The organism is Methylobacterium sp. ME121 (assembly GCF_000974725.1).
In the GTDB taxonomy this organism is placed as follows: domain Bacteria; phylum Pseudomonadota; class Alphaproteobacteria; order Rhizobiales; family Beijerinckiaceae; genus Methylobacterium; species Methylobacterium radiotolerans.
In genome coordinates this window covers 19,346-42,518 of sequence record NZ_BBUX01000041.1, presented here as the reverse complement: position 1 = coordinate 42,518, position 23,173 = coordinate 19,346, and the positions used below count along the sequence as shown (strand labels likewise).

The window sequence follows — 23,173 nt, the reverse complement described above, 5'->3', positions numbered from 1 at the left end:
CGCGCGGGCCGGCACGGTGGCATGAGGGTCGTCCGCGCGGCGCGCCTCCATCTGCGGGACGCCACCTCCGACAAGGTCTACGACGTCGATCTGATCGAGAACGAGGCCCTCGGGACGCCCGAGCGCTACTTCGTCAACACGCGCTACGGCCGGCGCGGCGCGACCCTGCGCGAGGGCTCCAAGACGCCCCAGCCCGTGACCGCCGAGGCGGCGGCCCGGGTGTTCGACAGCGTGGTCGTCTCCAAGATCAACGGCGGCTACCGCCGGGTCGACGGCCCGGAGTCCGCCGCACCTGCGGCGACGGCCGACGGGCGCGCGGGCGTGCTGCTGGCGCGGCTCTCCGCCTGCCTGCGCGGGAGCTGGACCGAGCGCGACCGCGACCGCCTGCTCTGGCGGATCGGCGAGTTGCGGCTGGCCGCGGCCGCCCCGGACCTGATCGCCCTGGCGCGGGCGCTCGGCCCGGCGCGGGCGAGCTACGCCCTGGTCTGGGCGCTCGCCCGGGCGGCGGGCGCCGAGGCCGGTCCGGTGCTCGCGGCGATCGCCGCCGACGCGCCCGGAAGCGTGGTCCGCGACCTCGCCCTTTTCGCCCTGGCCGCCCCGCTCACCGGGGCCTGCCGGCCGCCGGAGGCCGAGCCGGACCTGCCCGGCATGGTCGCCCGGCCGGCCGAGGCGGGCGACGTCGACGGCCTGTGCGGGGCGCTGGACGGCCTCGCCCGGCACGATCCGGGCCGGGTCGGGCCGGCCCTCGTGGCGCTCGGCCGGCGGGCGCAGGCGGCGCCCGGCCTGCACGCGACGCTCTGCGCGGCCCTCCTCCGCCTGCCGGCGCGGCCGCCCTACCTGATCGGCCTGCGGCGCCTGTTCAAGCACGCCGAGATGGCCGACGACGCCGCCCTGTTCGGCGCCGCCGCCCAGCGCTTCGAGACCGCGCAGGCGATGTACCGGGCCGGCCGGAGCCACGCCTACGTCCCCGACCTCCGGCGCTACGTCGCGGTGGACGCGGCGCGCCAGGGCCCGGAGGCGCGGCTCGGCCTGTCCACCGCCACCCGCGCCTACATGAAGCGGCGGATCTGGCGCGCCCTGCGCAAGCGCGGCGCCGTCGGGGACCCGGCCTTCGCCCCGTTGGCGGCGGGCTTCCTGCTGGCCCTCGGGCCGGAGGATCTCGACCCCCCGGCGCGCTGGACCGCCTGGGGGCGGCAGCCGGACGGGACCTGGGGCCGGCAGGCGCGGGCGCGGGGGCCGCTCGCCCGCAACTGGACCGCGAGCCAGCTCCTGTACCGCCACGCCCCGGAGGCCCGGCCGCGGGCGGGATCGCTGACCTTCCTGGAGACTGGCGACGTCGATCCCGACCGGCGCGACGAGGCCTTCCCGGACCTCTGGAGCGCCCGCCCGGACCTGGCGCTCCGCCTCGCCGCGGAGGGACGGATCGAGCCGGTGGCGCGGCTGGGCCTGCGGGTGCTGCGCGCGGATCCGGCAGCCTGCGCGGCCCTGACGGCCGCCGCGATCGGGCGCCTCCTGGCGGCGGCGCACGACGCCGTGCGGACCTTCGCCTTCCAGACCGCCCAGGCGCGCCTCGCCGCCGGGATCGCCGACCCCGCCGACCTCGCCGCCCTGGTGGCGGCGCTGCTCACGAGCCCGGATCCGGAGGCGCGGGCGCTGGCCCTGCGGCGCCTCGAGGCGGTGGCGCCGGCCGTCTGGTCGGATCCCGACCTCGCCGCCGCGCTGCTCACGAGCCCCGAGCCGGATGTCCAGGCGGCCCTCCCCGGCCTCGCCCGGGCGCGGGCGCTGTCCCCCGGGCTCGCGGCGCCGCTGGTCGCCCGGCTGGTGGCGTGGCTGCGGGCCATGCCGCCGGAGCCCGGCGCGGCCGCGACGTCCGCGATCCGGGGCCTGCGCGCCGCCCTGCCCCTCCTGTGGCCGGACCGCGACCTGCCGGTCGCGTCCGAGGACGCCGCGGCCCTGATCGCCCACCCGGCTGCCGCGGTGAGATCCGCCGGCCTCGCGCTCCTGGCGCAGTCCGAGGCCGGGGCCGCCGGCCTGCCGCCGGAGAGCTGGGACGCGCTGATCGGCGCGGAATCCGAGGACATCCGGGTCGCCGCCCTGGTCCTGCTGGCGCGCCTCGACGACGCGCGGCTCGGGTCCTGCGCGGACCGGATCGTCGCCTCCGCCAGCGGGCCCGGCAGCGCCGTCCGGCAGGCCGCCCGGCCCCTGGTGGCGCGCCTCGCGACGGCGGATCCGGGTCTCGCCCCACGTCTCGCCCGGGAGCTGATCGGCAGCCTGTTCCGCGCGGCGCCCGACGACGCCTACGCGGCCGACGTCGTGGCGCTGCTGCGCGAGGCTCTGCCGGGGGAGTGCGCCGCCCTCGACGACGGCACCCTGTGGCGCCTGCTGCAGGCGCGGGCCGACGGCGCCCGCCGCCTCGGCGCCGCCCTCCTGCCCGACCGGCGCGCCGAGGCCCTCAGCGTCCGCCAGATCGCCCGGCTCGGCGGCCACCCCTACCGGGCGGTGCGGGACTGGGCGATGGCGGCCTTCGCGGCCGATCCGGCCCGGTTCCAGGCCGCGGCGGCCGAGGCCGTGCTCCTCGTCGAGAGCGACTGGCCCGACACCCTCGCCTTCGCCCGCGGCCTGTTCGCGTCCTGGCCGGAGGCCGCCTGGACGCCGGAGGCGCTCGCCGTCGTCACCGACAGCGTCAAGCCCGAGGTCCTGGCCTTCGCCCGCCATCTCCTGCGCAGCCGGCTCCGGCCCGAGGACGCGGAGGCGCAGGTCCTGCGCCTCCTGGAGCACCCCGCCCCGTCGATGCACCTCCTGCTCACCGAACTCCTGACCGAGCAGGCCGTGGCGAGCGAGGCGGCCTTCGCCCGGCTGATCCCCCTCGCCCGGATCGTGATGCTGCAGGTGCTGCGGGGCCGAGTCGCCAAGGACCGGATGGCCGCCTTTCTCCGGGCCGAGGCCCTGCGCAGCCGCGCCCGCGCCGAGGCGCTGCTGCCGCTCTTCGCCGACCTCACCCTGAGCGGCACGGCCCGGGACCGCAGCGCCGCGATCCTGACCCTGTGCGACGTCGCCGACGCGCATCCCGATCTCGCCGTGCCCCTCGTCCGGTGCCCGCCGGAGCCGCGGGGACCCGTCTCCGTCACGGAAGGGGCTCGATGAACTTCGTCCATCGCTACCTCGGCGAGAGCCGGGCCGTCTCGGACGCGGACGCGACCCGGCTCGGCTTCGTCCCCGACACCTTGCGCGAGCCGACCTACTTCGCCGGGACCGTGGCGCGGCACCTGCCGTTCCGGGAGGCGATCTCGGCCCTGCACCACGTTGTCGTGTCGGACCTGCGCTTCGAGCCGAAGGACCGCACCGCCTACTTCGCGTGGCTCCAGGCCCACGAGCAGGAGCTCCTGGCCGAGGCCCTCGCCGAGAAGGACAGCCTGCGCGCCGAGATCGAGGCGCTGCGCGCCGAGAGCCGGGACATCGCGGCCCGCTCCGACGCCGTGATGCGGCCGTTCTACGACGCGCGGAAGCGGTACTTCGACCACCTCTACCGGGAGAACCTCGACGCCTGGATCGTGCTCGACCCGGTCATCACGGTCCATCCGGACGAGATCTTCTTCGAGGCGTTCAGCCTCGACGAATCGAGCTACGGGCGCCTGTCCTGCGACCACGACACGTTCGCGCGGATCGGCGACATGGCCTGCGGCACGACCAACATCGACTACAGCCACGCCCTCTACGACGAGTTCCAGAAGATCCGCAGCTACCGCGACACGGAGCTGGCGATCGACCCGACCGGCTTCGCGGTCCAGACCTCCGGCGAGGCCGCCTACCGCGAGGACAAGATCGAGCTGCCGGATTCCTGGATGCGGGGCTTCCTGCAGGTGTCGAGCGCCATGGCGCAGCCCGCCCACGTGGTGGATCTGCACCCGGTCGACATGCACGCGATCCTGACCCGCCTCGCCGCGCGCCGGGAGCGCCACGGCCCGCGCTCCCTCCGGTTCCTGCTCGATCCCGACCGGCCGGTCAGCGTGCTGATCGAGCCCTGGAACGAGCGGCTGACTTTCCGGCGCTCGATCTACCGCGGGGGCGAGGCCGCGGAGATCCGCCTGTGGGGGCGGCGGCGCCTCGCGATCCTGGCCCGGACCCTGCCGCTCGCCCGGTCGGTGCGGCTGCACCTCCTCGGCACCGGGCTTCCGAGCTTCGCGGTCGTGGATTTCGGGGGCCTGCGCTTCACCCTCGGCCTGTCGGGCTGGACCGCCAACGACTGGTCCCGGGCCGGGCAGTTCGATCTGCTCGCGCCCCGGGCGGAGGTCGACGCCGGCACCGCCGCCCGGGTCTTCGCGGCGCTCCGGCGCCACCACGCCGCCGGGACCGGGCCGCTCGCCGCCGAGACCGGCCTCGACCGGGCGACCGTGGAGGCGGCCCTCGGCGGCTACGTGCAGGCCGGCCGCGCCATGTTCGACCTCGACAAGCGCGTCTACCGCCTGCGGGAGCTGACCCGGGAGCCGCTGGCGCCGGGCGCCCTGCGCTTCGCCTCCGAGCAGGAGGCCAAGGCCGACCGGTTCCTGGCGGCCGGGCTGGTCACCCTCGGGCCCGTCGAGCCGGCAGGCGGCAGGCGGCGCCTGAGCGGGACCGTGCTGGACGACGGCCGGAGCCTGACGCCCGCGGTGGAGCTCGATCCCGACGACCGCATGGTCGGCGGCACCTGCCAGTGCGGCTTCTACACCCACAACCGGCTGACCCGCGGCCCCTGCGAGCACATGCTGGCCGTGCGGCGCTTCTTCCACGCCCAGGTCGAGGGCAGGCCCGCGCGGTGGCAGGCGTGAGGCGGGCCCGATTGATGCGGCCGCGCGCCTGGCCTATCCTGACCGCGACGAGGGGCGTCGGCCGGGGCGGACCTTGCATTTCGGGCGGCGATTCGCCGTCCCTGCACCCTGCCCGGCAAAGCGTCACTGGCCCGCTCTTCACTGGGCCGGCACTGACCACCGGTGCGCGTTCGCGGTTTGGGTTCGCTGAACCCAAACGCGCACCGGTGGTCGTGCCGGCGTCGAGTGGACCGGGCCAGTCCCGAGACTTGACGAAGGCATCCCGGCCGACGTCCCCCGTCACGCCTCCTGCCTGCGCCGGAGGTTGCCGATGAGCCAGCAGCCCGGCAGCCTGACCCGCCAGCAGCTCTACGACCGGATCCGCGAGAGCTCGAAGGACGAGGTCATCCTCGAGGAGATGATCCGGCTCGGCTTCTGGCCGGACGGGGAAGCGCAGCCCAACCCGCCGGACGACCTGATCCGCCGCCGCGGCGAGATCGCCCGCGCCCTCGCCGACCTCCACCGGCGGGAGGCGGCGTGGCGCGACCCCGAGGCCGCCCTCAAGGAGATGCATCGCCGCCGCAAGACGGCGGCGCTGGAGCGGCGGCGCGAGACGAGGCTGCGCAACGCCCGCGACCGCCACGCCCGGGCGCAGGCGTGGCACGCGCGCCGGGAGGCCGAGATCCTCCATCTCGGGGACGGCGTCTCGGCCGGACTCTCGGCCGGGCTCGCGCACGCGGCTCCGGACGCGGGCACGCCCGCGCGCGGGCCCGCCCCCGGGCTCCCGCCCCTGGCGAGCCCGAAGGCGCTGGCCGAGGCCATGGGGATCGGCCTCGGCGAGCTGCGCTTCCTCGCCTACGACCGGGCGCTCAGCACGGTGAGCCATTACCGGCGCTTCACCATCCCCAAGAAGGCGGGCGGGCTGCGCCGCATCTCGGCGCCGATGCCGCGCCTGAAGCGGGCGCAGTACTGGATCCTCGACGCGCTCCTCGCCCACGCCCCCGTGCACCCGGCGGCCCACGGCTTCGTGCCGGGCCGCTCGATCGTCACCAACGCCGCCGCCCATGTCGGGCGGGACGTCGTGGTCAATCTCGACCTCAAGGACTTCTTCCCGAGCCTCGATTACCGGCGGATCAAGGGGAAGTTCCGGGGCCTGGGCTACGCCGAGCCGGTGGCGACCGTGCTGGCGCTGCTCTGCACCGAGCCGGACGTGGACGCGGTCGAGATCGACGGCGCCCGCCTCTACGCCGCCCGGGGGCCCCGCCGGCTGCCGCAGGGCGCGCCGACGAGCCCCGCGCTCACCAACCTCGTCTGCACCCGGCTCGACGCCCGGCTCTCCGGGCTCGCCGGCAGCCTCGGCTTCACCTACACGCGCTACGCCGACGACCTGACCTTCTCGGCCTCGGGCGAGGCCGCCGGGAAGGTCGGCGCGCTGCTCAAGTACGTCCACGCCATCGTCGCCGGGGAGGGCTTCACCGTCCATCCGGACAAGACCCGGGTGATGCGCCGCGGCCGGCACCAGGAGGTGACCGGGCTGACCGTCAACGAGCGGGTCGGCGTGCCCCGCGAGACCCTGCGCCGCTTCCGCGCCCTCCTGCACGGGCTTGAGCGGCACGGACCGGTCGGGCGCCGCTGGGGCGCGGCCGGCGAGGCGGGCGTGCTCCGCGCCGCCGTCGGCTTCGCGCAGTTCGTCCGGATGGTCACGCCGGAGACCGGCGCGCCGCTGCTGGCGCGGGCCCGCGCCCTCGCGGACCGCCACGCGGACCGCCCCTCGGCCCGTCCGGGGGCCCGGCCGCTGCCGGATTTCCGCGCCCGGTCCGCCCGGGGCGAGGTGCCGCTCGCCCGCTGGTGGGCGCCCGCCCCCCGCCCCGCGCCCGAGCCGGACCCGATCCTGGCCGAGGCCGAGGCGGCCGCCGCGCGGGAGGCGGAGGAGGCCGCGGCCAGGGCTGCGGCCCGCGCGGCCGCGCCGGTGCCGGGCCGCAGCGGCGTCCCGGTCTCCGGGCGCCCGCGTCTCGGCGCGCCGGAACCGACCGCCCGCGCGGAGGTCGCCCCGGACACGGGCGCGGAGCCCGACGACGCCCCGATGAAGCCCTGGAAGGTCGTCCTGGGGATCTTCGTCCTGTTCCAGGCCGCCGCCCTGCTGCACCCGGCGCTCGGGCTGCTCGTCCTCGCGGTCGCCCTGCTGCTCGGCCTCCGACGCCTGCTGCGCCGCTGGCGACGGCGCCGATGAGCCCGGCCCGGAGCCTCCCGGCCGGGCACCTCCGGACCAGCCTCGCCGCGCTCTTCGCCCTGGCCCCGGTCCTCTCGCTCGGACCGGGGGCGTCCCGGGCCGACGAGGCGCCCGCCGCACCCGTCTTCAACAAGGCCGAGGCCGCGGAGATCTCGGCGCCGTTGCGGCAGGACCCGGCACTGCTGCGCAGCTTCGGCACCTGCCCGGCCGACACCTTCGCGCGGGAGCGCCCGTTCTGGCGGTGGGCGTTCGCGCCCCGCCGGCCCACCGAGCGCCGCTGCGCGCGCGAGCCCGCTTCCTGCTACGCGCTCTGCACCTGGTGGTCGAACGCGCCAGCCTGCTTCGACCTCGCCCTCGCCCTGGAGCACCACTCCCTCGACGTCGCCGACATCCTCGACAAGGAGCGGCTCTACGCCCTCGCCTGCGCGGGCGGGTTCCCGGCGGGCTGCACCAACCGGGCGGCCGGGATCCGGAACGGCGGCTACGCGGAGGATCCCTTCCGCGACGCGCCGCGCGCCGACACGGATGCCTGCCTCGCCCGGAGCTTCCGCCTCGATTGCGACCGGCGCGGCGCCTGGGGCTGCGCCATGCTCGGCCAGGCCTATCGCCTCGGCGAGGGCGTCGCCGCCGAGGCGTCCCGGGCCCGGGCGGCGTTCGACATGGTCTGCGCGATCAACCCGGACTTCGCGGCCTGTACCTTCGCCAAGCGGCAGCTGGCTGAGATGGGCGCTCTGTGAGCGCTGGCGACGCCGGACCGGATTCCGACGCCCTGCGGGCCCTCTACGGGCGGGTCGACCCGGTGCCCGAGGGGTCGCCGGCCCCGGGCCACGCGCGCGCCTCCCTGTGCGTGGACGTGGGCGACGGGGACGACGTCGCCGCCGCCGAGCGCTGGATGCTGGCCCATGCCGGCCGGCTCACCCGCGTGCGCAGCACCGGCTGCGGCTGCTGCGTGATCGGCTGGGACATCGAGGGGCCGGCGGCGCTCATCGCCACCCTGCCGGCGGCGCTCGGGGCAACCTCCGACTGGGCCGGCCCGGCCGCGGCCCCGCGGCGCGCGGCGATAGCGCGGGGCCGGCGCCTCTGGGCGCGCTGGTGGGTACGCTGGGTCCGCCGCGGCTGAGACGCGACCGACTTGCGGTCGAGACGGGGAGCCTAGCGCGGTCCCGCGACGGCCTCGGCGCGGTCCAGCACCGGCGGCGCCGGCCTCTGCTCCGGGATCAGCCGGTCCGGCGCCGCCCCGCGCTCGAGGGTGGCGACCGCCAGGGGCGCGCCGCGGCCGCGCAGGGCGTGCGTTCCCAGCGCGCGGGCGCGGACGCCGTCGGGCAGCCGGTCCAGCCGGTCGAGGAGATCCTGCGAGATCAGGATGCCGACGCCCAGCGGGCGGCACAGGGCCTCGATCCGCGCCGTCACGTTCACGGCGTCGCCGAAATACGCGATCTTGTGGCGGTCGACCCCGACCTCGGCCGTGACCACGGGGCCGCCGTGCAGGGCCGCCCGCAGCCGCGGCACCGTGCCGAACCGGGCTTGCCAAACCGCGGCGTCCGCCTCGATCCGGTCGAGCACCTCGAACACGCAGGTCACGCAGCGCGCGTCCTTCAGGCCGCGCTTCATCGGCCACGTGATCATCGCGAGGTCGCCGATGAAGTCGTCCGTGGAACCGGCGTTGCGCCGAACCGGCTCGGCCAAGGTCGCGAACACCGCGCTGAGATAGTCCTGAGCGCGCAGGTCGCCGTGGGTCTCGGCGAAGGCGGTGGAGCCGACGACGTCGAGGAACAGGAAGATCCGCTCCTCCTGCACCGGCTTGTGGTAGCGGCCGATCATGAAGTTCACGAACACCTCGCCGCCGATCAGGTCGCGCATGCGCATGACGAAGACCAGCAGGGCCGACACGGCCAGCGAGTAGGCGAGGAAGCGCGGCGTGATCCGCACCGCCGTGGACAGGCTGTCGCCGGTGAGGTCGAAGGCCCAGACGACCAGCCCGCCGAGGGCGCAGCCGAGCGTGATCAGCACCACGTACAGCAGCTCGGCCGCGAGCATGTAGACCAGCGCCGGCAGGCGGCGCAGCCGCGTCTGCAGCCCCGACAGGGCCAGGCCCGGCACGAAGGCCAGCACCGTCCCGCCCACCGCCAGGGCGTAGACGAGGCCGGCGAGCATCGAGGCCCCGCCGACGAAGAGCAGGTTGTAGAGGAGACCCGCCCCGCCGGAGGCGAGGAGGAGGGTCAGGGCCCAGAGCCAGCGGTACTGTGGGAGCATGGGCTGTCGGCGAGGTCGAGCGTGGCGGCGGGCACGGTTGGACCTACGCGATGGCGGTGGGCGAAGGCGAGAGGGCGGACGCGTGCCGCGACGGGTGGGTCGGGGCCGCAGACTGGCCGGTCAACCGTGACCGATCCGGAACGATTCGCGCCGTCCACAGGACGTCGTCGGCCTGTGTCGCCGCGCGGCCACAGGCGGCGCGCCGCGCGTCCGCTCCGGGGCCTGCCACCCGGCGGATCCCGCGCGACCGCGGGAGGCTGGTGGGCCCGGCAGGACTCGAACCTGCAACCAGACCGTTATGAGCGGCCGGCTCTAACCATTGAGCTACAGGCCCGACAGAGCGGAGACGCCTAGAGAAGCGATACCCGAACCGTCCCGTCTCGTCACCCCGGTTTCCCCCTCATTCCGGTCCATTCCGGTGCGCTGGAACAGGCGCGGGCCATCCCGGCTCCGGCAGCACTCGGGTCGGTAACCGAGTCCCGTCCTCGTGACCGGTCGAGCGTCGCGTGGCGGGCGATGGGACAGCACGGCATCGCCGGTCCGCGGAACGGCTGCCCACCGAGCACGGCGGTGGCGATCCTCCTACGGGCGTTTTCCCTCCTCCAGGTGAGCCCGCCCACAGGAGGATCGGGAGGAGCCGTTCGTGAGAACCGACGGCCGCGGCGACGGCCGCTTCCCGGCGCTCGTCGGCTTCGAGAAGGCGAAAACCGTTACCGGCCTTTCCGAAGCCATCCGAGAGGCGGCGGGGGGAGCCGACCGAGATCTCCAGCCTCGGCGGGTGCTACAACGTCGAAGCCTCGCGGCGTGGGACAAAACCGGTCTGGTCGAGTTGAGAGGTCATGGACGCTCCCGTGCCTGGCGACCTGTGGGCCGTCGTGGAGCCGCTTCTGCCGCCGGAGCCTGAGAAGCTGATGCATGGTCGGCCGCGCGTGGCGAATCGAGCCGGGTCGGCCGGTATCGTCCTGGTCCTGCGCGCGGGACCGCCGTGGAGGCACCTGCCGCGCGCGGGGGTTGGCCGCGGCGGCAAGACGCGCGGGCGGCGACCGGGCGTATGGCAGGCGCCCAGGGTCTGGGCCGCGCTGCACCCGGCGATGCTCGCCTGCGCCCTCGTCTGCCACGCTCAGGCCGAACGGTTTTGTCCCTGTCTCCAGATCTCATGACCAGCGGGTTCGACGTCATCATCGTAGGGGGCGGCGCCGCCGGCATCGGCGCCGCGCGGAGGCTCGCGGACCACGGCGCATCGGCCTTGCTGGTCGAGGCATCCGCGCGTCTCGGGGGCCGCGCGTACACGCAGGATCTCGGGGGCTACCCGCTCGACCTCGGCTGCGAGTGGCTCCACTCGGGCGACCGCAACGCGTGGGTCGGCATCGCCGAGGCATCGGGCTTCCCGGTCGATCGCGGCGACCCGCCATGGGCGAAGGCACACCCGAGCATCGCCGAGGACGAGGACGACCAGGCGGCGGCGCGGAAGGCGTACGGCGAGTGGGAGGAGCGGCTCCGCACGGTTGCGGCGGGCAGCGACCGGGCCAGCGATGCCCTCGCGCCCGGCGGCGCCTGGAACGCCTACGTCCGGGCCATCGCCGGGTTCATGAGCGGCGTGGGGCCCGAGCAGATCTCGGCCACTGATTACCTCGCCTACGACGATGCCTCGACCGGCCGGAACTGGCACCTGCCGCTCGGCTACGGCACGCTCGTCGCCGCCAGTCTGCCGTCCTCGACGACGCTGCGGCTGGGCACCCCCGCCGAGCGGATCGACGTGACGGCGGACGGCGTCGCCGTCGCCACCCGCGCCGGCACCGTCCGCGCCGGGGCGGCCATCCTCACGGTCTCGACCGCAATCCTGGCCGGCGACGCGATCCGCCTTCCCGCCGAGGTCGACCCCTGGCGCGAGGCGGCCGCCGCCCTGCCGCTGGGTCGCAACGAGAAGATCTTTCTGGAGATCGGACGCGACACCGCGTTCGGACCGGGCACCCACGCCTACGGAAACCTGCGTGACCCGAGGTCTGCCGCCTATTCCATCCGACCCAACGGCTGGCCGGTGATCGAGGCGTTCCTCGGGGGCGACGGTGCCCGCCTCGTGGAGGAGGAGGGCCCCTCCGCCGGCTTCGCCCACGTCGCGGCGGAACTGGCCGCCCTGTTCGGCAACGACGTGGCGTCGGCCATCCGGCCGCTGGCGGCGACGTCGTGGAGCCGGATGGCGTCCATCGGCGGCGCGTATAGCTGCGCCGTGCCGGGCCGATCCGAGGCGCGGGCACGGCTGGCCCGGCCCTTCGAGGACCGGCTGTTCTTCGCCGGCGAGGCGACCCACCCCTTCGACTTCACGACCGCCCACGGGGCCCACGACAGCGGGCAGAGGGCCGCCGACGAGGCCCTGGTTGCGCTTCGGGAACGGGCCCGTTCCGGGCGGCGCGTCGCCCCCGCCGCGGGGCCGCGGGCGGCCGGATAGCGAGCTCGGTCGCGGTCGCGCAGCGCCTCGACCAGCACGGCCAGCGCCGGCTCCGGCCCGCGCCGGCTCGGGAAGTGGAGGTGACGGCCGGGGAACGGGCCGCACCAGTCCTCCCGCACCCGGACGAGGGGCCCGGCCTCCCGGTGCGCCCGCTCGCCGTCCTGCAGGTAGGCGATCCCGGACCCGTCCAGGGCGGCCTGGAGGAGCGCAGCGCCTCGGTGTTGAACACCAACGGCCCCTCGACCCGCACCCTCGGTTCGCGCCCGTCCTTCCCGAACTCCCGGGCGTGGAATCTGCCTTGTGTCGGCAGGCGCGGGTTGATGCAGGCGCGGGCGGTGAGGTCCTCCGGGCGCCGCGGCTTGGCTCGCCCGGCGAGACACGAGGGGGCGGCGGCCATGCGCATGTCCGGCCCGATCCGGACCGCGGTCATGTCCTCGGCCACGATGCCGTCCGAGCGCGGATCGGCCGAGAGTGGAACGGTGTTCCGGGTCACCCGCCGCCGGACGGTCCCCTCGGGATGCTCGGCCCCTGGCGGTTCTTCCTCGGGCAGTTCGCGGTGCTCCCCTGCCTGTCACCTGCCTGCGGCCGCTCCTGGAGACGGTCACGCAGGTCGGCGTCACCGCCCTGTGCCTCATCCTGCTCCCCGGGTCGCGCCTCTACGGCCTCCTCATCGCGACACCGGTCGCGACGGCGGTCATCGGCATCGCCACTATGGTCCTCGGCGGGTCGCCGGTCGCCGTGACGGTCCTGGCTTGGCGGCAGGGCAGCCGGCGGCGGCCAGACGGTGGGATGATCCCAGGCCGCGGACTCGAACGGCAGCGCTGGGCGGTGACCGAACGCACCCCTGGCGTCCCGTAGGGAAGGTTCCGCTTCCGACCGAGGCCGGCCGGTGGAGGGGTCGGATCGGGGATGGAGGCGGATGGCGCGGTGAGATCAACTACCGTGTCCGCCAGAGCGCGCCGACCAGCCCGAGATTGGCGAGCGCGAGAGCGAGCAGCAACCACCACAGCGCATCCGGGCCGGCATGGGTGAGCACCACCGCGCCGGCTGGGGGAGCCAGAGCCTGCGCGATCAGGCCCGGCCGGGCCAAGCGGCCGACCACCAGCGGGTAGCGCACGGAGCCGAACAGCGCCAAGGGCACCGTGCCCCGCGCGATCGAGTAGATCCCGTTGCCGCCGCCGTACAGCACCAGCCAGAGCCCCACGCCGGGCAGGCCGAACGCGAGCAGGGCCACGCCGAGGGCGACCAGAGCGAACGCGGCGGTCAGCGTCCACAGCGGATGGTGCCGCCCCTTGAAGGACATCTCCACGATGCGGGCACCGACCTGCGCCGGGCCGATCAGCGCCCCGTAGGTGACCGCCGAAGCGAGCGCTACGCCGCGCGCCTGCAAGAGGGTAATCAGGTGGACCGACACCAGCGCCATGATCGCGCCGCCGAGCACCAGGACCCCGGCGAACAGCAGGAACGCCCGCCGCTCCGGAGTCGTCAGCGGGCCGGCGCCGGCTTGGTGATGTGCCGCCGCTGGCAGCGCCGGGGCCTTCGGGATCAGCCGTAGCACCAGCGGCAGCGTCACCGCGAGGTGCAGGCCGGCGTAGGCGAGGCACGCCCCCCGCCAGCCGGCATGCGCGACCAGGAACGCCGACAGCGGCCAGCACACGGTGCTGGCGAACCCGCCCCACAGCGTCAGGCTCGTGATCGCCGGCCGCGCCGCCGCGCCGTAGAGCCGGCCGAGTGTCGCGAACGCTGGGTCGTACAACCCGCAGCCCATGCCGAGGCCCAGGAGCAGCCAGCCGGCCAGGTAGACCGGCAGCGCCGGCGCGAGCGCCAGCGTGGTCAGCCCGGCCGCAAGCAGCAGGGCTGCCAGCGCCAGCACCGGGCGACCGCCGTGGCGGTGGATCGCGGCGCCGACATGCGGCGAGGCGAACGCGGCGACCAACAGGCCGAGGGACAGGCCACCGACCACCCAGGCGAGCGGCCAGCCGGTGCTGTCCGCGACCGGGCCGGCGAGCACCGCCGGCAGGTAGAACGACGACCCCCAGGTGAGGATCTGCACCACGCCGAGGGCGGAGATCACCGGCCAGCGGCGAGCCTCGGACACGGGCCGCCTACCAGGTGCCGAGCAGCGGTAGCCAGGCCGCCAGCGCCAGCAGCGTGATCAGCAGCACGGGCGGGGTGATGACCAGGCCGACCTTCATGTACTGGCCCCAGGTGATCCTCTGACCCTTGCTGGCGAGGACGTGCAGCCAGAGCAAGGTGGCGAGGCTGCCGATCGGCGTGAATTTCGGGCCGAGGTCGCAGCCGATCACGTTGGCGTAGACCATCAGCTCGCGGGTCAGCGGAGACAGGTCCGGGGCCTGCTGGATCGAGAGCGCTCCGATCAGCACACTCGGCATGTTGTTCATCACCGACGACAGAACGGCCGCCGCAAAGCCGGTGCCGATGGTGGCGACCCACGGGCCGTACCCGGCGAGCCAGACCAGGCCCTTCGCCAGCTCGTCGGTCAGGCCGGCGTTCCGCAGGCCGTAGACCACGAGGTACATGCCGAGGCTGAACAGGACGATCTGCCAGGGGGCGCCGGTGAGCACCTTGCGGATCGGGATGATCCGGCCCCGGCCGGCGAGCAGCAGGAGCAGGGCCGCGCCGGCGCAGGTGACGGCCGAGACCGGCACGCCGAACGGCGCGGTGACGAAGTAGGCGAGCAGGAGCGCGCCGAGCAGCGGGAACGCCGCCCGGAACACCAGCGGGTCGCGGATCGCGCCGGCCGGACGCTCCAGCGCATCCACCGGGTAGGCCGCCGGCACGTCGCGCCGGAAGTAGGCCCGGAGCACCACCAGCGTCGCGGTCAGGGAGACCAGGTTCACCGGCACCATCACGGCCGCGTACCGGCCGAAGGTCACGTCGAAGAAGTTGGCGGAGACGATGTTGACGAGGTTGGAGATCACCAGCGGTAGGGAGGTGCTGTCCGCCACGAACCCGCAGGCGACGATGAACGCCAGGGCCGCCGCCGGCGTGAAGTCGAGCCGGAGCAGGATCGCCAGCACGATCGGGGTGAGCAGCAGCGCGGCGCCGTCGTTGGCGAACACCGCCGCGATGGCCGCGCCGAGGATCACGACCAGCGGAAACAGCCGCCGGCCCCGGCCACCGCCCCAACGGGCGACGTGCAGGGCCGCCCAGTGGAAGAACCCGGCCTCATCGAGCAGCAGCGAGATGATGATCAGCGCCACGAAGGTGAACGTCGCGTCCCAAACGATGTGCCAGACCGCCGGAACATCGCCCGGATGGATCACCCCCGTGGCGAGGGCGACGCCCGCGCCGGCCAAGGCGCTCCACCCGATCCCGAGGCCCCTGGGCTGCCAGATGACGAAGACGAGGGTGGCGAGGAAGATGGCGAGCGCGAGCATCCGGGCGGTTTCTTCTTATGGCTCGGCGTGAGGCTCAGGCGGTGGCGACGCGGCGGCCGTGCTCGTCCACCACCCGCTCGCCGTCCTCTTTGACGAATTCGCCCCGCTGCACCGGCAGGAGATCCAGCACGGCTTCGGAGGGCCGGCAGAGGCGCACGCCCTTGGGCGTCACCACCAGCGGGCGGTTGATGAGGATCGGGTGCGCCTCGATGGCATCGAGCAGCTGCTCCTCGGTCAGCGTCGGATCACCGAGCTTCAGTTCGGCGAACGGCGTGCCCTTCTCCCGGAGCACGTCGCGGACGCTCAGGCCGGCGCGGGCGAGGAGCTGCACCAGCAGCGCCCGCGCGGGCGGGGTTTTGACGTACTCGACCACATGCGGCTCGATGCCGGCGTTGCGGATCATCGCCAGGGTGTTGCGGGACGTGCCGCACGCGGGGTTGTGGTAGATCACGACATCGAACGGCTCAGCCATGGGCGGTTTCTCCGGGGGGGGGCAGCAGGTTGCCAGCGCGGCCATCGCCGGAGCGCAGACTTCCGGGCGGCCCTGGCAGCAGTCTTTCATCAGGAAGGCGATCAGGTCGGACAGCGCCGGGTAGGCGGCGCTGTAGATGATCGAGCGGCCCTCGCGCCGCGAGGCGACCAGCCCGGCGTGGCTCAGCTCCTTGAGGTGATGGGAGACGGTGGCGGCGGAGACGCCGACCGCCTCGGCCAGAGCGCCGGAGGCCAGGCCGCCCGGACCGGCGGTCACGAGCGCCCGCACCAGGCGCAGGCGATGTTCCTGGGCGAGGGCCGCGAACGCGGCGAGGGCTTGCGGCTCGTCCATTTTCGTTACAATCTTCAAATTACCGTTTGAAAGTACAAGAAAGCCGATCCTTGGACAAGCCTGCACAGCCCTTCACCGATGGCCTGCCGAACTTGAGCCAGACGCACTTCGTGGTGCCGACCCGCGCCAGCGCGGTTTCGGCCGCGCCGTTCACCCATGCGCCCCGGTTCCTGATCCTCTATGGCTCCCTGCGCGAGCGCTCGTTCAGTCGGTTCCTCGCCTACGAGGCCGCTCGGCTGCTCGAAGCCATGGGTGGCGAGGTGCGGATCTACGACGCCCGCGGCCTGCCCCTGCCCGACGACACGACCGCCGACCACCCGAAGGTGCAGGAGCTGCGCGCCCTGTCGATCTGGTCCGAGGGACAGGTGTGGGTGTCGCCCGAGCGGCACGGCAACCTGACCGGCGTGATGAAGAGCCAGATCGACTGGCTGCCCCTCTCCGAGGGCAGCGTGCGACCAACCCAGGGGCGCACCCTCGCCGTCATGCAGGTGTCCGGCGGGTCGCAGAGCTTCAACGCCGTGAACAGCCTGCGCCTGCTCGGCCGCTGGATGCGTATGATCACCATCCCGAACCAGTCGTCCGTGCCGATGGCCTACAAGGAGTTCGACGACGCCGGCCGGATGAAGCCGGGGCCGCTCTACGAGCGCGTCGTGGACGTGTGCGAGGAGTTGATGAAGTTCACGCTCCTGACCCGCGAGCGGGCCGACTACCTGGTGGACCGCTACAGCGAGCGGAAGGAGCGCGAGCCGGAGCGGCTGAGCGCGGTGGCCGCCGATATCGGCTTTGTGAAGCGCTGAGACCTTTCCCGAGAAACGACCCGTGGAGCGCGCCGATGCCGACCCTTGACCGCCCGGACCGGATGGCGCCGGCCGCCACGGACATTCCGCTGGGTGCCCTGCTCGCCGCTTGCGACGCGCAGCCGGCCGCGCCCCTGGTGTTCAGCTACGCCGGCCGGACGATCGAGCGCGGCTATCATGTCACCGAGGTGAAGGCCGGGCAGTTCGCCGCCCTCGACTGCGGGGCCAACCCGGAAGCCTGGTCGGAGATCTTCGTCCAGCTCTGGGACGTGGTCGACGGCGACCGCACCCACATGACCGCCGGCAAGGTCGCGGAGATCATCCGCACGGTGTCGGAGCACGTCGGCCTCGACCCGGGCGCCCGGCTCACCTTCGAGGTCAGCGACGGAGTCGCGCCGATGCAGCTCCATCGCGCTGACGCCCCCGTCCGGTCAGGAGATGTGCTGAGCGTGGCCCTGGCGCCGCGCGTGGCGAGCTGCAAGCCTCGTGATCGATGGCTTGAGGCGAAGCGGCGAGACGACGCGCGCTGCTGCTGAGGTGCTGTCCCTTCGACGACCGTCGGCACAAGGGCGCGGCGCACGCGTCCGGTGGCCGGGCTGGGTCGGGCTTGCCAAGCCGGGTTCGGGTTGGATCGGTCGACCTTCGGCCTGCCGCTCCCGTCGAACGGGTCTCTACCCCAGACGATGAAGCCACACAGGCGGGACGCGTCGGATCCGCACCGCTCGGTCCGGATTCGGGCGCGACCGTCTCCCGTGAGCCAAGTCCCGAACGGCTCGGCCGGACTCGGCGGCGGTCACCGAGGCGAACGGGGCCGCTAGACGGGAGCGGTCATCGGATTCCGTTGTAACGTGGGGCGGAAGGGGTGGCTCACGGCGTCGCCGCCGCGTGGCCGGACGCCTCGTCCCGCGGGCCGACGAAGCGGCCGAGCAGTCGGCCGAGGAGTCTGCCCAGGCTGTCCATCAGCAGGAACACGGCCGGGACGAAGACGAGGGAGAGCAGAGTCGAGACGATGAGGCCGGCGATGACCGCCACCGCCATCGGCGCCCGGAACTCGCCGCCGACCCCGAGCGCCATTGCGGACGGGACCATGCCCGCCGCCATCGCGATGGTCGTCATCACGATGGGCCGCGCCCGCTTGCGGCCGGCCTCGACGATGGCGGTGCCCCGGTCGACGCCGCGGCCCATCTCCTCGACCGCAAAGTCGACCAGCATGATCGCGTTCTTCGTGACCAGTCCCATCAGCATCAGGATGCCGATGACGACCGGCATCGAGATCGGCATCTGGAAGAGGAGCAGGCCGAGGATGGCGCCGCCGACGGACAGAGGCAGCGAGAACAGGATGGTCAGCGGCTGCAGGAACGAGCCGAACAGCAGGACGAGCACCGCGTAGACCATCATGATGCCGGCGCCCATCGCCATCAGGAAGCCCGAGAACACCTCGCCCATGATCTCGGCGTCGCCGGTCTGCTTGATGGTCACCCCCGGCGGCAGATTCCTGGCCGTCGGCGTCCGCAGCGCCTCGGCGATGAGCGTCCCGAGGGCCTCCGAGTTCTCCATGTTGGCCTCGACGGCCACGCGCACCGCCCGGTCGTAGCGGTCGATGGCGCCGGGTCCCTGGTCGAGCTCGATGTCGGCCACGACCGCCAGCGGCACGGCGGCCCCGTTCTTGGCCGGCACTTTCAGGTTCTCCAGCCGTGAGACGGCGCCGCGGGCGCTCTCGGGCAGTTGCACCCGGATCGGCACCTGGCGGTCCGCGGCGTTGAACTTCGCGAGGTTCAGGCCGATGTCGCCGATGGTCCCGACCCGGACGGTCTCCGCGATGGCGTCGGTCGAGACGCCGAGATCGGCCGCCACGCCCTCCTTCGGCCGGATGCGGACCTCCGTCCGGTTCAGCGGCGCCGTCGACATCACCGCCACGAGGTGCGGGATGGCGGCCATGTCGCGCTGCAGCCGCGCGGCGACCTCCGTGACGACGTCGGCGTCGGGACCGCTCACCACCAGGGCGAGGTCGCGCTGGCCGCTGTCGCGCAGGGTCCAGGACCGGATGTCGGGCTCCTCGGCGAGCAGGGCCGCGATCTCGGCCTCGACCGTCCACTGGCGCTTGGCGCGCGCGGCCTTCGGCGTGAGGTTGACGGTCAGGGTCGCGAGCCGGGTCTCCTTCTTGCCGCCGACCTGCCGTCCGCCGTCGACGAAGACCGAGGTCACCTCGGGCAGCGCCCGGATGCGCGAGACCACCCGGTCGGACACCGCCACCGTGTCGGCGAGCTTCGCGCCCGGCGCCAGCTCGACCATGAACAGCGTGCGGGCATTGTCCTGCTTCGGGATGAAGCCCGAGGGCAGCAGGCCCGTCGACGCGATGGAGGCGGCGAACAGCGCGAGGCCGGCGAACAGCGTGACGACCCGGTGGCGTACCGACCAGCCGACGAGGCGCGTGTAGGCCCGCATGACCGGTCCCTCGCGCTCGTCGTGGTGGCCGCGGTCGCGCAGGAAGTAGGCGGCGAGCATCGGGGTGATGAGGCGCGCCACGAGCAGCGACATGAACACCGAGACCGCGATGGTGAGGCCGAACTGGATGAAGTAGCGGCCGGCGATGCCCGGCATGAACGAGACCGGGGCGAAAACGGCGATCAGGGTCGCCGTGATGGCGATGACCGCGAGGCCGATCTCGTCGGCGCCCTCGATGGCCGCTCGGTAGGGCGACTTGCCCAGCCGCATGTGCCGGACGACGTTCTCGATCTCGACGATGGCGTCGTCCACGAGGATGCCGGTCACCAGCGTGATCGCGAGCAGGCTGATGCCGTTCAGCGTGAAGCCCAGCGCGTCCATCGCCCAGAAGGTCGGGAAGACCGAGAGGGGCAGCGCCACCGCCGCGATGAGCGTGGCGCGCCAGTCGCGCAGGAACAGCAGCACCACGATGACCGCGAGGAGCGCCCCCTCGATCAGGGTGTGCATGGCGGAATCGTAGGAGCCGATGGTCGACGAGACCGACGAATCGATCAGCTCGAACTGCAGATCGGGATAGCTCGCCTGGAACTCGGCGATCTTCCTCTGCACCCCAGCCGCGACCTCGGCGTCGCTGGCGCCCGCACCGCGCGAGACCGCGAAGGCGACCACCGGCTCGCCGTTGAAGCGCGCGAAGGTGCGCGGCTCCTCGATACCGTCCTCGACGCGTGCGAGGTCGTCGAGCCGGACCTTGCGGCCGCCCGGCAGGACGATGGCGGTGGCCTTGAGGTCGCGCAGGGTGCGCGACGCGGCGAGCGTCCGGATCGACTGCTCGCGCCCGCCGACCTCGCCGCGCCCGCCCGCCATGTCGGCGGAGGTGAGGCGCAGCTGCCGGTTCACGTCCGCGGCGGTGATCCCGAGCGACAGCAGCCGGTCCGGCTGGAGCACGACCCGGACCTCGCGCGCGACGCCGCCGACCCGCTCGACGCCGCCCACGCCCTTCACGCCCTGGAGCGCGCGGGCGATCTTGTCCTCGACCAGCCAGGAGAGGTCGGCGGGCGTCATCGCGGGCGCCTTCACGCCGTAGACGAGGATCGGCAGGCCGGCGATCTCGACGCGGCTGATCACCGGCTCGTCGATGGTGCGGGGCAGGTTGATGCGGATCTTCGAGACCGCGTCCTTCACGTCGTTGACGGCGCGGTCGGTGTTCACCTCCAGCCGGAACTCGACCGTGGTCACCGAGGAGCCCTCGGTGATGGCCGAGGTAATGTGCTTGACGCCCCGCACGCCGGCAATCGAGTCCTCGACCCACTTGGTGACCTGGGTCTGCAACTCGGACGGTGCCGCACCCGACTGGGTGATCGCCACCGAGACGATGGGCACGTCGACGTTGGGCATCTTCGTCACCGCGAGCCCGCGGAAGCTGACGAGGCCGAGCACGACCAGCACCAGGAACAGGACGAGGGGCGCGATGGGATTGCGGATCGCCCAGGCGGAGACGTTCAGGCGCATCGGGCGGCCCTGGCTCTCGTGACGTCGGGATGGGTGTGGGGACGCCGGCTTAAGGCCCGCCGGCTTCGGCGGTGTCCCGCGGCGCGGGCACCGCGGCGACCGCGGGCGCGGGGGGCGGGGCCTCGAGGACCGGCCGGACCCGGTCGCCGTCACGCAGGAACGAGCCGGCCCGGGCCACGACGCGCTCGCCCTCGTTGAGGCCTGCGCGGATCTCGATGGTGTCCTCGTCGGCGATGCCGGTGCGCACGGTGCGGTCCTCGACCCGGTCGCCGGCGACAACGAGCACGCTGCGGCGTCCGCCGCCGTAGAGCACGGAGGCCTGGGGGACGCTCACGCCGCGGCTGCGGCCGAGCTCGACCCCGCCGCGGGCGAAGGTCCCGATGCGCAGGCGCCGGTCGGGATCGAGGCGCACGCGCACCTTGCCGAGGCGGGTGGCCTTGTCGACCTCGGGGTAGACGGCCCGCACGCGGCCCGCGACGCGGCCGCTCTCGCCGAGATCGATCCAGGCCGGGGCGCCCTCGCGCAGCAGGGGCAGCTTGGTCTCGACGATCTCGCCCTCGAGCTCGATCTCGCCGCGGGCGATCAGGCGGAACAGGGGCTCGGACGCGGCCGAGGCGGCGAGGCCGACCCGGGCGGTGCGGCGGCTGACGATGCCGTCCACGGGAGCGCGGATCTCCGTGCGGGCCAGCCGCAGGGACAGCTCGTCGCGCACGGCGCGGGCCTGGGCGAGGTCGGCCCTGGCCATGGCCAGCCCGTTGCGGGCGAAGGCGAGCCGGCCCTCGGCCTGGCGCAGGGCGGAAGTCCGGGTCTCCATCACCACGGCGGTGGTGTTGCCCGTGGATATGAGCGTCTTGGCCCGATCCAGGCTGAGCCGGGCCTCGGTCTCGGCGGCCTCGGCCTGCTCGATGCTGCTCTGGGACTGGGGCACGGCGGCCTCGGCCTTGGCCACCACCGCGTCCTGCTGGGCGATCTGGCGGTCGATGAGGTCGCGGGCGAGGCGCGCGAGCACCTGACCCTTGGTGACGCGCGCGCCCTCCTCGACCAGCACCTCGGTGACCCGGTAGCCGTCGATCTCGGGCGTCACCAGGATCTCGTCGCGGGGCACCAGGGTCCCGGTCACCGTCACGGTCTCCACGGTCTCGCGCCGCGTCGCCTCGACGACGCTGACCGCGGGCGCGGGCAACGGCTTGAGCGCGGCGGCGGCCTCGTCGCGGGCGGAGGCGGCCGACAGGCCGAGCGCCAGCAGCGCGGGGGCGACGAGGAAGGCGGCGCGGGTCATCGGCCGGTCTCCGGAACGGCGGTGGTGACCCGCGGCAGCGCGCCGTTCAGGCCCGCCTCGATCAGGGCCTGGAGGTGGGCGACGGCGGGGGCCGGGTCGTAGCCCGGCAGGATGGCGCGGCCGACGACGATGCCCTTCATCAGCGGGTTGATCGCCTCGAACATCGACGCGGGGTCGCAATCCGGCGAGGCGGCGAGCGCCGCGAACATCCCGCACAGCCACGCGCGGGCCTCGGCCTCGCTGCGGTCGACCAGCGCGGCGATGGCGGGGTTCCGCGTGGTTTCCGCCCAGAGGTCGAGGCGCAGCACCGCGGCCTCGCGGGTGATGCCGGTGAAGAACCGTTCGAGGATGCCGTTCAGGGACGCGCGGCGGTCGCCGTCCCGCTCCATCTCGGCGACCAGGGCGGCGCCGCGGGCGCGGTCGCGCTCCGCCATCGCCAGGACGATGTCCTCCTTCGAGGCGAAGTAGCGGTAGAAGTTGCCCTGGCTCATCGCGGCCTCGCGGGCGAGGTCCGACATCGTGGTGCGGTGGAAGCCGTTCCGGACGAAGCAGGCCTCGGCCGCGTCGAGGATCTGTTCGCGCCGCGCCGCCTGGACGTCGCGGACCTCGACGACGGCGCCGGTCACCGCGCCCACGACGCCAGCTCCGCCGCATGGGGCACGACCCGGCCGGCGTCCTGGATCGGGCGGATCTCGGCGCAGGCGCGCGAGACCACGTCGAGACCGGCGCAGGTCCGGGCCTGCCAGCCCCCGGCGCCGTTGCCGGTCCAGGAGATCAGTGCGGCCCAGCCCAGAAGCGCCACGAGGACGGCGAGCAGGTTGGCCGGGCGCGACGCCGCAAACGCGACGGAGCGCAGGCAGGCCCATGCCTCGGGGGCCGGTCCGTGGACGGGCCGCGCCTCTGAAAAACCGTGCATCATTCGCGTCTCCCGCGCCACGCCGGGAGCATTAGTGAACGTTCATTCTCATGTCAATGAACGTTCATTCACTGGTGCCGGGGCCCGCAGCCGCGGCGTGCCGGGGGCCTGCTCTCCAGTCCGTCGCCGGGGGCGGTGTTCGTCCCCCGACGGATCGAGCAGCCGGGATGCGCGCCGGGGCTGTCGGGCGACGCCGGCGCTGAGCGCGCTGAGGGACCGCGACCTCCGCGGGCCGTCCAGACCGGACGGACTCCCGATGCACGCGGTCGGGCCCGACGTTCCATCGCGCG

General features: G+C 74.0%; 16 protein-coding genes, 1 tRNA gene and 2 pseudogenes. 9 read left to right on the top strand and 10 right to left on the bottom strand.

The window, feature by feature from the left end:
* Nucleotides 1-21 precede the first annotated feature (21 nt).
* The 5 genes from ME121_RS21680 to ME121_RS21660 all read left to right on the top strand — a co-directional run bounded on the left by ME121_RS21680 (nucleotide 22) and on the right by ME121_RS21660 (nucleotide 8,134).
* Complete coding sequence (locus ME121_RS21680; protein WP_059409581.1) at nucleotides 22-3,144, top strand: hypothetical protein; 3,123 nt, start codon at nucleotides 22-24, stop codon at nucleotides 3,142-3,144.
* Complete coding sequence (locus ME121_RS21675) at nucleotides 3,141-4,805, top strand: SWIM zinc finger family protein (protein WP_059409580.1); 1,665 nt, start codon at nucleotides 3,141-3,143, stop codon at nucleotides 4,803-4,805. Before ME121_RS21680 ends, ME121_RS21675 begins: the two co-directional genes overlap by 4 nt.
* 310 nt (nucleotides 4,806-5,115) lie before the next feature.
* The gene (locus ME121_RS21670) at nucleotides 5,116-7,014 is read left to right on the top strand and encodes a reverse transcriptase family protein (RefSeq protein ID WP_053621401.1); all 1,899 of its coding nucleotides are present in this window, start codon (nucleotides 5,116-5,118) and stop codon (nucleotides 7,012-7,014) included.
* Nucleotides 7,011-7,751, top strand: coding sequence for a hypothetical protein (locus tag ME121_RS21665; protein WP_029360898.1), 741 nt, complete (start codon nucleotides 7,011-7,013; stop codon nucleotides 7,749-7,751). The genes ME121_RS21670 and ME121_RS21665 overlap by 4 nt, the downstream gene beginning before the upstream one ends.
* Nucleotides 7,748-8,134: a hypothetical protein gene (locus ME121_RS21660; protein WP_059409579.1), complete on the top strand. Its 387-nt coding sequence runs from the start codon at nucleotides 7,748-7,750 to the stop codon at nucleotides 8,132-8,134. The genes ME121_RS21665 and ME121_RS21660 overlap by 4 nt, the downstream gene beginning before the upstream one ends.
* Nucleotides 8,135-8,166: 32 nt before the next feature.
* Here the strand turns inward: ME121_RS21660 and ME121_RS21655 are convergent, their stop codons facing one another.
* Nucleotides 8,167-9,267: an adenylate/guanylate cyclase domain-containing protein gene (locus ME121_RS21655; protein ID WP_059409578.1), complete on the bottom strand. Its 1,101-nt coding sequence runs from the start codon at nucleotides 9,265-9,267 to the stop codon at nucleotides 8,167-8,169.
* Between the two features lie 258 nt (nucleotides 9,268-9,525).
* Nucleotides 9,526-9,601: transfer RNA gene (locus ME121_RS21650), tRNA-Ile, on the bottom strand.
* A gap of 505 nt (nucleotides 9,602-10,106) precedes the next feature.
* Here ME121_RS21650 and ME121_RS33990 point away from each other — a divergent pair.
* Nucleotides 10,107-10,364: pseudogene (locus ME121_RS33990) on the top strand (transposase); the annotation flags it as partial.
* A 59-nt stretch (nucleotides 10,365-10,423) separates the two neighbouring features.
* On the top strand, nucleotides 10,424-11,713 hold the full coding sequence (locus ME121_RS21645) for a flavin monoamine oxidase family protein (RefSeq protein WP_059409577.1): 1,290 nt from the start codon (nucleotides 10,424-10,426) through the stop codon (nucleotides 11,711-11,713).
* A 937-nt stretch (nucleotides 11,714-12,650) separates the two neighbouring features.
* On the opposite strand, the gene ME121_RS21635 is transcribed toward ME121_RS21645, so the two are convergent.
* The 4 genes and pseudogenes from ME121_RS21635 to ME121_RS33985 form a co-directional block, all read right to left on the bottom strand.
* Nucleotides 12,651-13,811, bottom strand: a complete 1,161-nt coding sequence (locus ME121_RS21635; protein WP_059409576.1) for an MFS transporter — start codon at nucleotides 13,809-13,811, stop codon at nucleotides 12,651-12,653.
* 7 nt (nucleotides 13,812-13,818) lie between these two features.
* On the bottom strand, nucleotides 13,819-15,114 hold the full coding sequence (locus ME121_RS21630) for an arsenic transporter (protein ID WP_029360904.1): 1,296 nt from the start codon (nucleotides 15,112-15,114) through the stop codon (nucleotides 13,819-13,821).
* 34 nt (nucleotides 15,115-15,148) lie between these two features.
* Nucleotides 15,149-15,586 carry an arsenate reductase (glutaredoxin) gene (gene arsC / locus ME121_RS21625; protein ID WP_043073457.1) on the bottom strand — a complete coding sequence of 146 codons (438 nt, stop codon included), beginning with the start codon at nucleotides 15,584-15,586 and terminating at the stop codon, nucleotides 15,149-15,151.
* A gap of 159 nt (nucleotides 15,587-15,745) precedes the next feature.
* Nucleotides 15,746-15,937, bottom strand: a pseudogene (locus ME121_RS33985) (ArsR/SmtB family transcription factor); the annotation flags it as partial.
* A gap of 50 nt (nucleotides 15,938-15,987) precedes the next feature.
* On the opposite strand from ME121_RS33985, the gene arsH reads away from it, so the two are divergent.
* Both arsH and ME121_RS21615 read left to right on the top strand, forming a co-directional pair.
* Nucleotides 15,988-16,734 carry an arsenical resistance protein ArsH gene (arsH, locus tag ME121_RS21620; RefSeq protein ID WP_059409575.1) on the top strand — a complete coding sequence of 249 codons (747 nt, stop codon included), beginning with the start codon at nucleotides 15,988-15,990 and terminating at the stop codon, nucleotides 16,732-16,734.
* A 35-nt stretch (nucleotides 16,735-16,769) separates the two neighbouring features.
* Entirely contained in the window at nucleotides 16,770-17,270 is a 501-nt protein-coding gene (locus tag ME121_RS21615; RefSeq protein ID WP_059409574.1) for a DUF6428 family protein, read from the top strand.
* A gap of 331 nt (nucleotides 17,271-17,601) precedes the next feature.
* On the opposite strand, the gene ME121_RS21610 is transcribed toward ME121_RS21615, so the two are convergent.
* The 4 genes from ME121_RS21610 to ME121_RS21595 are packed head-to-tail and all read right to left on the bottom strand — an operon-like array spanning nucleotide 17,602 to nucleotide 22,883.
* The gene (locus tag ME121_RS21610) at nucleotides 17,602-20,688 is read right to left on the bottom strand and encodes an efflux RND transporter permease subunit (RefSeq protein ID WP_059409573.1); all 3,087 of its coding nucleotides are present in this window, start codon (nucleotides 20,686-20,688) and stop codon (nucleotides 17,602-17,604) included.
* Nucleotides 20,689-20,737: 49 nt separating this feature from the next.
* Nucleotides 20,738-21,967 carry an efflux RND transporter periplasmic adaptor subunit gene (locus ME121_RS21605; protein WP_059409572.1) on the bottom strand — a complete coding sequence of 410 codons (1,230 nt, stop codon included), beginning with the start codon at nucleotides 21,965-21,967 and terminating at the stop codon, nucleotides 20,738-20,740.
* Nucleotides 21,964-22,602: a TetR/AcrR family transcriptional regulator gene (locus tag ME121_RS21600; RefSeq protein ID WP_029360907.1), complete on the bottom strand. Its 639-nt coding sequence runs from the start codon at nucleotides 22,600-22,602 to the stop codon at nucleotides 21,964-21,966. The genes ME121_RS21605 and ME121_RS21600 overlap by 4 nt, the downstream gene beginning before the upstream one ends.
* Nucleotides 22,590-22,883, bottom strand: coding sequence for a hypothetical protein (locus tag ME121_RS21595; RefSeq protein WP_206406784.1), 294 nt, complete (start codon nucleotides 22,881-22,883; stop codon nucleotides 22,590-22,592). The genes ME121_RS21600 and ME121_RS21595 overlap by 13 nt, the downstream gene beginning before the upstream one ends.
* Nucleotides 22,884-23,173 lie beyond the last annotated feature (290 nt).